The 13,459-nt window shown below is 52.0% G+C and carries 10 protein-coding genes; 4 read left to right on the forward strand and 6 right to left on the reverse strand.

Annotation, left to right across the window (positions count from 1 at the left end; translation table 11 throughout):
• Positions 1 to 175: 175 nt before the first annotated feature.
• Complete coding sequence (locus D3M70_RS19660; protein ID WP_120127340.1) at positions 176 to 1,423, forward strand: ribonucleotide-diphosphate reductase subunit beta; 1,248 nt, start codon at positions 176 to 178, stop codon at positions 1,421 to 1,423.
• Between the two features lie 768 nt (positions 1,424 to 2,191).
• Positions 2,192 to 2,725 (forward strand): transposase, encoded by a 534-nt coding sequence (locus D3M70_RS19665; RefSeq protein ID WP_120127341.1) that lies wholly within the window; start codon positions 2,192 to 2,194, stop codon positions 2,723 to 2,725.
• 108 nt (positions 2,726 to 2,833) lie between these two features.
• Here the strand turns inward: D3M70_RS19665 and D3M70_RS19670 are convergent, their stop codons facing one another.
• Positions 2,834 to 4,513 carry a DNA cytosine methyltransferase gene (locus tag D3M70_RS19670; RefSeq protein WP_120127397.1) on the reverse strand — a complete coding sequence of 560 codons (1,680 nt, stop codon included), beginning with the start codon at positions 4,511 to 4,513 and terminating at the stop codon, positions 2,834 to 2,836.
• A gap of 49 nt (positions 4,514 to 4,562) precedes the next feature.
• Between D3M70_RS19670 and D3M70_RS19675 the strand changes: the two genes are divergently transcribed.
• Complete coding sequence (locus D3M70_RS19675; RefSeq protein WP_305955097.1) at positions 4,563 to 4,970, forward strand: very short patch repair endonuclease; 408 nt, start codon at positions 4,563 to 4,565, stop codon at positions 4,968 to 4,970.
• An 85-nt stretch (positions 4,971 to 5,055) separates the two neighbouring features.
• Here the strand turns inward: D3M70_RS19675 and D3M70_RS31760 are convergent, their stop codons facing one another.
• The 3 genes from D3M70_RS31760 to D3M70_RS19685 are packed head-to-tail and all read right to left on the reverse strand — an operon-like array spanning position 5,056 to position 8,478.
• A complete protein-coding gene (locus tag D3M70_RS31760; protein WP_133306496.1) occupies positions 5,056 to 5,778 on the reverse strand; it encodes a hypothetical protein in 723 nt (240 codons plus the stop codon).
• Positions 5,779 to 5,810: 32 nt separating this feature from the next.
• Positions 5,811 to 6,590 (reverse strand): hypothetical protein, encoded by a 780-nt coding sequence (locus tag D3M70_RS19680; protein WP_120127343.1) that lies wholly within the window; start codon positions 6,588 to 6,590, stop codon positions 5,811 to 5,813.
• Positions 6,565 to 8,478 (reverse strand): hypothetical protein, encoded by a 1,914-nt coding sequence (locus tag D3M70_RS19685; protein ID WP_133306497.1) that lies wholly within the window; start codon positions 8,476 to 8,478, stop codon positions 6,565 to 6,567. Before D3M70_RS19685 ends, D3M70_RS19680 begins: the two co-directional genes overlap by 26 nt.
• Positions 8,479 to 9,055: 577 nt before the next feature.
• Between D3M70_RS19685 and D3M70_RS19695 the strand changes: the two genes are divergently transcribed.
• Entirely contained in the window at positions 9,056 to 9,535 is a 480-nt protein-coding gene (locus D3M70_RS19695; protein WP_120127346.1) for a Bro-N domain-containing protein, read from the forward strand.
• A 1,437-nt stretch (positions 9,536 to 10,972) separates the two neighbouring features.
• On the opposite strand, the gene D3M70_RS19710 is transcribed toward D3M70_RS19695, so the two are convergent.
• Positions 10,973 to 11,341, reverse strand: coding sequence for a hypothetical protein (locus D3M70_RS19710; RefSeq protein WP_165869845.1), 369 nt, complete (start codon positions 11,339 to 11,341; stop codon positions 10,973 to 10,975).
• Between the two features lie 1,132 nt (positions 11,342 to 12,473).
• On the reverse strand, positions 12,474 to 13,457 hold the full coding sequence (locus tag D3M70_RS19720; RefSeq protein ID WP_120127350.1) for a hypothetical protein: 984 nt from the start codon (positions 13,455 to 13,457) through the stop codon (positions 12,474 to 12,476).
• Positions 13,458 to 13,459 lie beyond the last annotated feature (2 nt).

The following is a 13,459-nucleotide window of genomic DNA, read 5'->3' on the forward strand; positions in this document are numbered from 1 at the left end:
CGTTCGCCGATCGATCCGAAGCAACGATTCTCGTCTTCGTAGATCAATCACAGTAAGGCCCTGAGCAGCACCCAACCTATTCCCGTTGCCAGCCCTGCGACATGCAACGCTGGCAACGCCGACTTTAAAATCCAATCGACCGCCTAGGCGGTCCTCACGCAGGAGCCTCATCACCATGCTGAGCTGGGACGAATTCGACAAAGAAGACGCAGCCGAACCCGCCAAAGGCGCCAACGCCGGCCACGCTTCTGAAGCAGCCATGGACAAACTCGACAGCGCCGGTGGTGCCGCCGCACTGGAAGCACGCGCTGCCAATGCCAGCGACTCCCCTGCCGTTGCCCGCGCCAAGGCTGCCCTGAACAAACTCGACGTCGCCGAAGGTCTGGCCGAACTTGAAGGCTCCGCCGCCCGCGTGGCCGTCGACGAAAAGCGCATGATCAACTGCCGCGCCGACCTCAACCAACTTGTGCCATTCAAGTACGACTGGGCCTGGCAGAAGTACCTGGACGGCTGCGCAAACCACTGGATGCCGCAAGAAGTCAACATGACCGCCGACATCGCCGTATGGCGTAACCCGGAAGGCCTGACCGACGACGAACGCCGCATCGTCATGCGCAACCTGGGCTTCTTCTCCACCGCCGACTCCCTGGTCGCCAACAACCTCGCACTGGCCGTGTATCGCCTGATCACCAACCCTGAATGCCGCCAGTACATCCTGCGCCAGGCCTTCGAGGAAGCGATCCACACCCACGCCTACCAGTACTGCATCGAATCGCTGGGCATGGACGAAGGCGAAATCTTCAACATGTACCACGAGATCCCGTCGGTCGCCAAAAAGGCAGCCTGGGGCCTGAAATACACCCGCGCCATCTCCGACCCGGAATTCAACACCGGCACCGTCGAGACCGACAAAGAACTGCTGCGCAACCTGATCGCTTACTACTGCGTCCTGGAAGGCATCTTCTTCTACTGCGGCTTCACCCAGATCCTCTCCATGGGCCGCCGCAACAAAATGACCGGCGTTGCAGAACAGTTCCAGTACATCCTGCGCGACGAGTCCATGCACCTGAACTTCGGCATCGACGTGATCAACCAGATCAAAATCGAAAACCCGCACCTGTGGGACGCCGAGCTGAAGGAAGAGGCTTCGCAGATGATTCTGCAAGGCACCCAGCTCGAAATCGAATACGCCCGCGACACCATGCCGCGCGGCGTCCTGGGCATGAACGCCGCGATGATGGAGGACTACCTCAAATTCATCGCCAACCGTCGCCTGAGCCAGATCGGTTTGAAGGAAGAGTACCCAGGCACCACCAACCCGTTCCCATGGATGAGCGAAATCATGGACTTGAAGAAAGAGAAAAACTTCTTTGAGACGCGGGTGATTGAGTATCAGACCGGTGGGGCTTTGAGCTGGGATTGATTTGAATCCTGCTCACACCGCTTAAGAAGAAAGGGCTGCCAGAGATGGTGGCCCTTTTGGTTTCAAATGATCGTTCCCACGCCCCGAGTTTCTGCTGGAGAGCTGATCGTTCCCACGCTCCGCGTGGGAATGCAGCCACTGACGCTCCGCGTCAAACCCGCGCCTGAGCGGATCCCTCCCCATACCTGAAGCACCACGAACACAGCAAGACTTGATCGTTCCCAAGCCTCGCGTCCCCGCTGGAAAGCTGATCGTTCCCACGCTCCGCGTGGGAATGCAGCCACTGACGCTCCGCGTCAAACCCGCGCCTGAACAGATCCCTCCCCCACACCCGAAGCACCACGAAACACAGCAAGACTCACATTGAGCCTCGCTCAATCTATTGATCGTTCCCACGCCTCGCGTCCCTGCTGGAAAGCTGATCGTTCCCCCGCTCCGCGTGGGAATGCAGCCACTGACGCTCCGCGTCAAACCCGCGCCTGAGTGGATCGCCTCCCATACCTGAAGCACCACGAAACACAGCAAGACTCACATTGAGCCTCGCTCAATCTATTGATCGTTCCCACGCTCCGCGTCCCTGCTGGAAAGCTGATCGTTCCCCCCGCTCCGCGTGGGAATGCAGCCACTGACGCTCCGCGTCAAACCCGCGCCTGAGCGGATACCTCCCCATACCTGAAGCACCACGAAACACAGCAAGACTCACATTGAGCCTCGCTCAAACTAGCCTCGAAAGCTCCGTGCCCCCACTTCAGATTCAAGGAAGAATCCATGGCCCGAAGCCGCTACACCATCACCGAAATCGACAAACCTCACTTCCTGACCTGCACCATCGTCGAATGGCTCCCGTTATTCACTCGCCCTGCCCTTGTCGATATCGTTCTAAACACCTGGCGATACCAGCAAGCTAACCAGAACCTAAAGCTATACGGCTATGTCGTTCTAGAAAACCATCTCCACTACCTAGCTCAATCTCCAAACCTTGCGAAATCCGTCTCCAGCTTCAAATCCTTCACGGCACGAAACATCGTTGACCACCTTCAACACCTAAATGCTAAAACCACGCTACAGCGACTGAGGTTTGCCAAGCGAGCACACAAGCTCGACCGCGTGTATCAGGTCTGGCAGGAAGGCGTGCACGCAGAGATGATTTACAGCGAAAGCGTAATGCGCCAGAAGCTCGACTACATACACCACAACCCAGTGAAACGAGGCTATGTGGATCGGGGGGAGCATTGGCGGTATTCAAGCGCACGGGATTATCTAGGGCAGCCGGGGCTGATTGAGGTACAGCGGTGGTACTAGCTGACGCAGAGCGTCAGAGGATGCATTCCCACGCGGAGCGTGGGACCACGTCGCCGCTGAATGGACGCTGACCGCTCATAACTCTGCGAGCGGCCATCCGTCAGGGGATCAAGCACGCTCTAGCAGGTCACGCTGCGAGCTTTCAGTACTACAGATATCAGCACCTTTATTTTCCTGATTTTTCTTGCAGACAACATCATATACAACCGAAGCAATTTTATAAGCCAAGAGTGGAGGAACCGCATTCCCAACTTGGTGGAATTGATGCGTTCGATTCCCTTGAAAAAAATAATTATCGGGGAACGTTTGTAACCGCGCAGCTTCCCTGACCGTCAAGCTTCGACACTGTTTAGGATCGTAATGAATAAAATAATGCCCATCTTTTGAGATATGGCTAGTCACTGTGGTAGCCGGTAACCCCTCCAACTGAACCCTAAATCGATCGCTGAACTTCCCAGTTTCCCAATTCTTGTGAGCTGGCGCGAGACCAGATAGCCCAAACTGCTGATGCCCCTTTGGAGACACGTGGTACGCCCGGGCATAAACGCTTGCAAACATGTACCGCCGGAGATCAGATGGCATGTGTCCACGGGCATCATGATTCAGCCAATACTTGAGATTCTCATCACGATACCAACGGTCCAGCCCATCATTCTCAGTCCCACCATCATCTTTTTGTCGAGGCACCCGAAGTCCCCCAACCTGCAAAGAAGTGGAAAACAATGAATCCCGAGCTCTATTCATCGCAGATGCAAGCTTGGGCTCGACCTTAACATCCACTTCAGATCGCAATTCATCGAGATGATTGGCAACCTCGCGATACCAGACCTCGCGATCATCAGCCTGCTTAGTCAACCGACTTCTCAGCTCTGGCAAATTACCGATCACTTGCCTGGTGCTGACCCTCTTCGCGATCTCGAGGAGACTCCCATGAGCGGGAATATTCCCTTGCTCATCAAGAGCAATACCTAAAAGGATGACTCGGTGCCTTGCCTGTGGAATGCCGTGGTTCTCCGCCCTGATGATAAAACCGCGCGGGTCTATCTTGCTGACATCATCCCCAGGGCCAAAGGACTGCTCACTCACTAGCGAGCAGATTCGGTATTTAACACCAGGTGACGTATCCCCAAGAGCTTTGTTGGGATCGGTGAGATCCTCCAGGATCTGAGAAAAAATGCTCTCACCGCCAACCTTGGATGAAAGAATCCCTTTCACGTTTTCCATCACGAAAACGGTCGGTTTTCGCTCCTTGATGATTCGCAGATATTCCTTGTACAAAAAATGCCGATGATCGTTCTCAGCGCTGTAGTCAGCCTTCCCCTTGTTCCGTGAACGACCGACAATTGAATACGCTTGGCACGGCGGACCACCTATCAACACCCAAGGTCGGTCCTTCAGACGTTTGTTCAGAGCTTCATCCAGCACTGAATTCCCCTCTGCCGAGCCCAATGTGATGCATTTGGCCTCTTCGTCAGCCTCATCCCACTGATGCTTGCTCTCATCGCTATAAGGCGTATCCCTCAGGCCGTTACAAAAATCGTAGTAGTCACATAGCCGGCTAGGATTTTTCTGCTTGAGAAGTCGGAAAAACGCTCTGAGCTTGAGCGTTTGCCTCGCATTGGGGTCCATTTCAGCAGAAACCACGATTTCAAAACGATTGCCGCCACCAGATGACGAAAACCCTTCCCCAAGCCCCCCTGGGCCCGCGAAGAGATCGACGATCTGAATCGGCTCCGAAAGCTCAACAAGGCTATCAACAGCTATTTCTCGGCCTAACGGCAAATTCATCTGGGGTTCAGTCATGGACATAGTCAGTAAAGAGGTAAGATCTCGCATGATGGCCGCCATACGTGGCAGCAACACATCTCCCGAGATGAAGGTCCGAAAGCTCCTGCATAGGCATGGCTTCAGGTATCGCCTGCATCCCCGAGAGCTTCCAGGTAAGCCAGACGTCGTACTTCCGCGCTACAACGTCTGCATTTTCATTCACGGCTGCTTCTGGCATCGCCATCCGGGGTGCAGGTATGCCACAAATCCACGTACCCGCGAAGAGTTTTGGCGCACAAAATTCGACCAAAACGTGAAGCGGGATGCCAGAAACAAAGCCGAGCTGCTCGAGCGAGGCTGGCGAGTGTTCGAGCTCTGGGAGTGCGGGATCCGGAGGCCTGAAACAGAAATAGAGTGGCTTTTGGAAGCAGTACCGGATTGTAATGAAAAATACATTTTTTGGCCCGACTTTCGGTAACACAGCCGTGCATGGAGCGCCAGCGAGCTGGAGGGTACAGGAATACCTAGGGGTAAATACCCTCCCACAGCCCCCCAATTAAGCGCTAATCAGTGGACGATACTGCCTTCTCTTTCCATCGTTGATATTCAGTCGGCAGTAGGGCCACAATCTGCTCCCCCGTCATTCGACGTAGATTATAAGTTCGCTCAAATTGACGAAATGTGAATGGCAACCGACGAACACTTCCTAATCCTGCCTTATTTTTTGGATCTATGCGGGCGCCTTTTTTACGCTGCGAAGTTGCTCCTCGCTTAACCGATCCATCACTAGTTGAATAAAGAGAATTCGCGACTGGCCAAAAGCTTCGATGGGAATAAACTTCTTGACGCGATGTCATTTGCTCCGCCATTTCACCCCAAGGAGACTTTGAAGAACCTAAGGCAACCTTTGCGGCCTCCCCATGTAGCACCAGCAAATCCCATGCTGTGCGGGCAACCAAACGATAACCTAGACGAGCAGACTCCATAACATAGTGAGATTTGGCCAGGGGATTGCCTATACGCTTGCCTTGGCGACTTTTTAGACTATCAATGAAAGCTAACGAAATCCACGCCCACATACCGTGATCAGAAAGCAAAGCTAGACGATCGATGGACCCAACAAAAACTTCATTTGCCAAGTAAGACCCAAGCTCGTAGCTAGTCGAGAACGTTTTAGAAATGTCCAGCTCATACCCACCAACTACTTCTGCATAATCATCATCCTGGAGAATTACAATCGGAACTTGTCCTGCAGGGTTGTCTAGCCATTCTGATAGTTTAGCCACGCCCAAACTGTTAAGAGACCTAACCAAAACCATTACTGAACCCCCTCCATCTCGGCAACTGCCCTAGCCACATGATGCCTGAAAATTCCTTTGGCAGTGAATTTCATGACAACCTCTTCCGACCAAGCCTGCTGAGCGAGCTCGTCTTCATCAGACTCGGGCGGACGATCGACACCAAGTGACTCAATAAACCCTGCCCACGCTGCAATCCAGTGTTCTGAATCGTCTAAAGACGATGGAGATTTGGCTATCGCTAGAGCGATTTGCCGCATCACCTCCGGCATGACAAGGATACCAAACCAAGGATGGCTTACCGCTGACGCGGCCGTTGGGAATATCTTTTTCTCGACAAGTACGTTGGGCTTTTCGCCATTGCCCGTGCCTTCAGGAAGTAATAGCGTCCAAGTCACACCCTTTAAATCAACAGGCTCAATATCTACTAGACTGGGACCTAAACCACCAGCCTCGTCCAAGGCCTTTACCCCATCGGCATAGCCCACAAGCAACGACTCGTCCGAATTATTAAAGATAAACCTAAACTTAAGTGGGCGATCCGTGGCAAGTCCACGGATGCTTTTAGGTTCGTCATCTAACTCGGAGACGGAACCCAGCTCAAAATACTCCTCCGTACTGCCAGCATGCGCGATACAGCTCAGCAGCAAACTTGAATTAAGGCCAGCGGCCTTATAATCGAAGCTATCTAACCAAAAAACTTTCCCACCAGAAGCATCAACTCCAACCCTTACCACAAAATGGCTCTTATCTACCTGCTTCAATTTAGTAGGATTAGTTGTCCTCGTAATCTGCCCCATCAGACACCTCCTTGTATTTAATGCGTATTTCCAATTGACGATTCTTATCAAACCCTGAAACCGACAGGCTTGCAGCGTCAGTATTGAGTAAAAAATTCATTCTATTAAGAGACGTTTCCAATTGAGTAATGCCAGAGAGAGAGCGCTTATAGAGATGCTGATCCCCAATCCAAAAATCTGCAGCATCCCACAACTTGAATGCATCACCTACAGCAGTCGCATAAGCCAACGTAACTTCACACTCAATTGGAAACAGAAAGTCATCGGAACTCTTCGCGCGAACCTCAAAACCATCATCTAAAAGCCGCAACTCTATAGGTTTTGGTTTTGGCTTCGGGATATCACCGAGAGCTTTTTGATCACCTCTCTGCTTGTCAGGCACCTCCCCTCGCCCCCCACTAGCAGCGGGCTTCTCGGCCGCGGGGTCAGCGAAATAGATCGCCAAAGCTGTTTCATCTTTCTTCCCCTCGGGTGAAATCAGCTGCACAAGCCGTAGTGCCGCGTTTCGGACCGCGTTTAATACGTCGCTGGGGGACTGGTACAGAGCTAATACTTTCGGTCGCCGAGCATTCCAGTTGCGGTGAGTTGGTTCCTCAGCGGCAACGAGTAAATCAGAAAGAGCAGCGTCCTGAATGAATGTTAATGCTTTGACGTTCGCTACGGTTCTCGCCGCCTTTAAGCGTTTTTCGCCATCAATGCCTAAATCTTGGCGGACGAAGAGCTCCTGACTATTGTCTGAGCTCTCGTCTTGCTGAAGAAAAACGCGAAAGCTTGCGACTGATACGTCTTTTGCGAGTTTCCTCTTAATTGAAAGCTTAAAGTCTACAATTACAAGCTCGGAGCTTGCGAATCTTTCCTTCAGCAAATTTAGCTCTACATCTTCAAAGCTGCTCGCTGTTAGCTTTGCCTCTTTATTCCATGAACTTTTTGCAGTCGCTGTTGCTAGATCCCCAACACGACCAGCAGCTGACAAAAGAAACCCACGAAAACTTTTATCCAGCCTGCATTGCTCTCCCATTTCATCCGCTATGGACGAAATACTCGACGCATCTAAGACATACTCACCCACTTTGACTACTAAACGGCCTCGACTGATCGCAAAGAAGAATTCGTTCACTACTGCGTTACGTAGTGCCACTTCGGTGATGTCATCCATCGGCAACGGGACAATGAATGTGGTACCGGCCAAACCGGATCTAGCTAAGCCGAGTTCAGCTTTTACATTACTAAGTATCGCTTTATCAGAGATAGGGACTGCTAAGTCGTTGGGATCGCTGATTGCGCCCCACCGCGCTTCTTTCGCCCAACGTCGCACGTCACCTGCAAGCCGATAGTTACGTTTAAAACGGCAACATCCGAATAAAAGCTCCTCTCCGTCACTCTTACGCTTAGTTAGCGCAAACACACTCCTCAACTTGCTAGCAAGATATAAGGTAATTTTACCTTGACCTGCACCTCCATTAGACTTAGTCGTTTTTGCCCCTTCACCCTCACGAAACCAAAATGCGTTCCAATTTTCGCTCGAACCTTCATATGAAGAGTCGGTATAGCATCCCTCCAGCCCAGTAGTGCCAAAATCCTCGACAACAAGAAAGGTTACAATGGCAGGGCGCTCGCCGTTGTCGATAAGTTCTCCAGCTTGAAAATGCTTGACCCAATTGTCGGAAAAAATAGACTTAGCGAACTCACTATCAGCCAACCTCAGCGTGGCCAACTTATATTCAACTCTAACAACGCCATCGCTACTTCTAGCATCCAAGGGGTTCTGTAGGGTTTCACGAACCAGAATCTCCACACTTGTACGTTCTTCATCTGCAAAATTATCGTCAGAAATACTTGATCCCGAAGTTTCATTAGGATTTAACGGTCGAAATTGCCAGTGAGCCACAATCAAATCTCCATTTTGACATCCCCGTTTTTCCGGGGTAACACACCAAGATTTAAACCTCAGACTCTTGGAAAGAAACGTTAGGAAGTGCAATCATCTGCGAAACCTAGCTCTCCGCGCAACAATTTTAATGGCCCTAGGCCACGGTTGAGCCAAAGACCGGAATGATTAATGGCTTTGGACACGCTCGAGTTCCGTGACCATTCAATCAACGGGCTTGTGAATATTTTCCGAAGATTGATTTCAGAAAATTCTTACACACCAGAATTTTGCCGACTCATGCGGTGCGCCGTACTCTTGCGCCGCGCCCAAAAAACGCACAAGAGACCTAACACAGCAGCGGCCTGCCCGCTTCCGATACCATGCGGCTTTTTTGATCCTGCGGCTTCTGGCTGCGCGTCATAAAATCTCTGATATGTCGGGAGTGGACGAATACAAGACCCGCAAGGGGAATCAGTCCGGCCTTTCTGCTGTGGGGTTTCTTAGCTCCCGACACCCTAGCCATGAAGGCTATTCGTAGAGAAAGGACAATGACAAACAGCCTCGCCCCACCACCTTCCACCGCCACAACCGCCCCCTGCGCACCCTCCTTCTCGAATCCCAAGTCTGGTTCTGCGCCCGCGACATGGGTCGCCTCATGGGCTGGCCTTTGAACGAACGCACGACGCGCAAGCTCGATGCTGATCAGCGTCGGGTGGTGACATTGGTGGATTCGTGCGGTGAGGCGGATGAGCTGATGGTGAGTGAGTCGGGGGTGTATGCGATGTTGGTGCATCACCATCACGCGGAGAATCGTGAGCTGCGGCAGTGGATCACCAACGAGGTGGTGCCGTGTGTGCGCGATGAGCTTGAGCCGCCAGAGGCGTGCAGTCCTTGCCTGAGTTTTCTGCAGTGGCCGGGATTGTCGGTGAGCATGCTGCATTGGCGCAGTGAGCCATGGATTCGGTTGCGCGATATGCCGAGGGTGTTGGCGCACTCCAGTGAGGCTGACCGCTTTCATCGAGAGTCGCGCCATTCGTGGTGGAGGATTGCGAAAGCGTTCTTAGGGCGCAGTTGAGCTGGATGCGGCCTGGATAATGAGAGCAGCGAAGCTATGCACGAGTCGCTAGGCTTTGCTGAAACCGAACGATTGGTCTACTTCCTGAAGTCTCTCGGTCAATAATTTCGGGAAGGCAACCTTACGAGTGCGCTTGGGGACTCATTACCAAGGGGCGATCCCAGTTCTCATGATTAGCCAACCTGCCCCCGCCCAAAAGTCCGAATACTATGACTGTCATAAACGTAGAGCACTGATCAATAACGCAGAACGCGGGCAAAAGGAAAAGCCCTAGATCAAACCTAGGACATCGACAACTACCGTCAACACTAGCTGTGCGGCTGTCAAATTACTAAGCAACCTCTCCATAAATCACCTCGCCAATGCTTTCAGTAGAGAGAGTTCCGACTTCGCCTCCCACCCTGCCACTCAGCCCAAAGCCCAAGGAGGCGCAGGCGTTGATGCTAGCCCTCTCGCCAGCACCGGAGCTTACCCACATAGACAAGGCTATTTGATCCCAACGAGGAAGCCGCAACATCAGGCGCAAGCTTTTTTGCAAATCAGACAGTAGTCGGTTCTCGAATGCCTTATTCCACTTCGAACATCGCTAAAACCCAACCTGACGAGCAGTTTCCATCGGCCCCCAGACCAGTAATTTGCATGCGATCAACGCTAACATCCAAACCCAACAAGCTATGAACGGCGGGTACAGCGCCATTTTTAACTTATTGGACACAGCCAGAACTTCTTTTTCAAGAACCCATCCTTTCCAGATACAGAACCGACAGTTGATGCACAGTGAAAATATTGAACTACAAAATACGACGTCACCTGCCAACCCCAAACGCCTCATCCACTTCTTATTTTCCAAGACGAGCGGGCTGCGTTCAAAAACCGCCTCAAGCTTACTTGCTAACTTGTGTGACGCGAACACCACCCAAATAGAGACAAAGGGCATAGGCACCATTACTGCTACCGTTATAATGTCAGTGACATCCGATCTAATCATAGACTTGCTCGTAAATTACTCTGCCAATCACTTCTGCGCCATCGCCACCAAGTTCTCCTCCTCCCAAGAACCGGCGCCAGCAGCAACCGGCACACAGGAGGCCATGCCTCTTCCGCGGGTGAGTAACCCATCAATAACTTACAAGCCTGTAAGGATTGACCGCCACCGATTGCCCCGCCTGCTACACCCCCACCCAAACTCCCAATAAACTCCCCCCTCCACATACCGCGCCTTCCTGCACTGCCGCTCATCCCCCGCAAGACAATCCTCTCTAATCTCCGGAGAGGTAGATGCCACATCAAGCGCGACGCCGATGTAGCCGCCTCGTTTGATGATGGTCGCAGCTCTCGCCACACCCGCTACGGTATCGGCGTAGCGGGCGATCTCGCCGTGCTTCGTGTTGCTTTTGGTCGATAACGCGCCTCAGTCACAACAAAAACACATATAACTTACCAGACGAACACACCACAAATAAATAGTGCAACTGTCCATATGCCAGACGCAATGAAGGGAGGGTAGACCGTCATTTTCCACTCTTTAGGTACCGCATCGACTTCCTCTTGCAAGACCGATCCATCTCGCACAAATGATTTTGGGCAGATAAGAATTGCACATACCGAACCGCAGAGCATTATCTTACCTGCGATTCCTAGTCCTTTCATAACCCCCTTGTTTTCATTAACAAACTTGCTGCGCACCCATACACTCTCTAACTTAGCCACCATTCGATGAGAAACAATTGCCGACCATAATGCTATAAGCGGCAGAGGGCCAACTACCATCAGGGTCACGATATCGGTGAACGCTGTTCTACTCATCATTATCCTCGTAGACGACCTCACCAAATTTTTCACCGCCCCTTCCTCCGACTTCGCCTCCTGCCAAGCTACTTAGCCAACCGCCCACGGCGGGGCAGGCTTTAGGGCCTGCCCTCTCGCCAGCACTGCAGTCCACCACAGTGATGCCAAGACTATTTGATCCCAACGAGCAAGCTGCAACATCAGACGCAAGCTTGCCTTGCAAATCAAATAGACTAGATTTGTAGTCAATCTTCGAACCCGCTATTCAATTTTCAGTATTGCTACAAACCAACCTCACGCGCGCTTTTTATGGGGCCCAGATCAGAAAATTGCATGCGATCAACGCTAACATCCAAACCCAACATGCAACAAACGGCGGGTACAGGATCGTTTTTTGCCTCTTGGACACAGCCAACACTTCGCTTTCGATAATCCAGACCCTTCGGATACAAAATCGCCAATTAATACATAAGGCAAATATCGAACTGCAGTACATGACCTCCCCTACAATTCCCAAACCGCGCATCCAAGCTATGTTTTTCCTCACGAAAGAGCTGCGTGAAGAAATCGTGTCCAGATCATCTATCACCTTGTGCGACGCTATCGCCGTCCATAGAGGGATAAACGGCAAAGGCAGCGTAACTATCATCGTTATTGAGTCAGTGACGCCCGACCTAATCATAAGCTCCCTCATAAATAATCTCGCCCATCATCTCCATTGCCACTCCTGCCACTTCACCTCCTGCTCATGCAGCTGTTAGTTACTTTCCTCATTTTGATTTTGCATCATGTGATTTAGAGATAAACAGCACCCCATATAAATAGTGCGATTGCCCATAAAAAAAGAGCAGAAAATGGGTAGCAGAGTTTTAACTTCAAGCTTCTAGGGACCGATAAGATTTCACTCTCAATGGCGTCCCCTCTCGATACGCTCCAACGAGGAAATAAGAAGACTAAAAATACTGCGCCGCACCTCATAACTTTACCCGGCATCCCCAAGCGCCTATGCAGCCGCTCATTCACCTTAAGAAACTTGCTGCATGGAAAATGAGCTTCTAGCTGATCAAGTAGCAGATAAGAGGCCAAATACACCCAGCCTGCGACAACTGGGAGCGGAAGAGCTATCAACACTGTAATGAAATCTGAAATTCTAGATCTCATCACCAATTTCTCCATACAATACCTCACTGACTTTTTCCCCGCTCAAGCCTCCTATCTCACCTCCACCCCAGCCCCCCAACCCGCTTCCCACTGCTACACATGCAGTCACCCCCCTACCTCGCGTAATAACACCCAATAAAACAGTGCATAGCTTTTCAGATACAACAGATCCAAATGAACCTCCTACAACACCCCCACCCAAACTCCCAATCAACTTCCCCCCCTCCACATACCGCGCCTTCCTGCACTGCCGCTCATCTCCCGCAAGACAAGCCTCTCTGATCTCCAGCGACGTAGACGCCACATCCAGCGCGACGCCGATGTATCCGCCGCGTTTGATGATCGTTGCGGCTTTTGCGACGCCGGCAACGGTGTCGGCGTAGCGTGCGATTTCGCGGTGTTTCGAATAGCTTTTGGTCGACAGGCCCAGCATGTCTTTGATGCGGGTGTTTCTGCCGAGTCCCGAGCCGGTGCTGGCAACGCTGCTGAGTTGCTTTTGTATGTTGGCTTCCAGCAGTGCGCGTTTCTGGAAGAAGAGTTCGCGGTTCTGGAGTTTCCCTGAGGACAGATGGCTTTTGTACAGGGCGTTGATTTCTTCCAGGCTGCTCTCGATGCTTTTCAGGTGTCGGCTCCAGCCATCGGAGACGACGCCTGTCGCTATGGACGTTCTGTCGATGACGTCTTGCAGGAAGTCGTAGTTCTCGACGATGTAGCTATCCCCTTCCATGCCGTTGATGAGGAGCATGTGGTGCACTTCGGTCGCCTTTTTCATCAAGTAGGCTTCTTGCGTGGTGCAGGATTGGGTGGATGAGTCGCCAATGATGACCAGTTCGCCGGCGAGCACGACGCTGTCGCGTATATGCGCGTTGAGGATGTCGAACTTGGCCAGGGGCTTGCCCGCGAGGGATACGCTGGATTTCAAGCCCTGGTAAGTTTGCATGCGTGGGTTGATGAAGCTGTATGGAGTGGCCATGG

Source organism: Pseudomonas sp. LS-2, assembly GCF_003605735.1.
GTDB lineage: Bacteria > Pseudomonadota > Gammaproteobacteria > Pseudomonadales > Pseudomonadaceae > Aquipseudomonas.

Coding starts and splice junctions, on each gene's coding strand:
- D3M70_RS19660 (WP_120127340.1), top strand. CDS start 176: ATGCTGAGCTGGGACGAATTCGACAAAGAAGACGCAGCCGAACCCGCC.
- D3M70_RS19665 (WP_120127341.1), top strand. CDS start 2,192: ATGGCCCGAAGCCGCTACACCATCACCGAAATCGACAAACCTCACTTC.
- D3M70_RS19670 (WP_120127397.1), bottom strand. CDS start 4,513: ATGAATTTGCCGTTAGGCCGAGAAATAGCTGTTGATAGCCTTGTTGAG.
- D3M70_RS19675 (WP_305955097.1), top strand. CDS start 4,563: ATGGCCGCCATACGTGGCAGCAACACATCTCCCGAGATGAAGGTCCGA.
- D3M70_RS19680 (WP_120127343.1), bottom strand. CDS start 6,590: ATGGGGCAGATTACGAGGACAACTAATCCTACTAAATTGAAGCAGGTA.
- D3M70_RS19710 (WP_165869845.1), bottom strand. CDS start 11,341: ATGAGTAGAACAGCGTTCACCGATATCGTGACCCTGATGGTAGTTGGC.
- D3M70_RS19720 (WP_120127350.1), bottom strand. CDS start 13,457: ATGGCCACTCCATACAGCTTCATCAACCCACGCATGCAAACTTACCAG.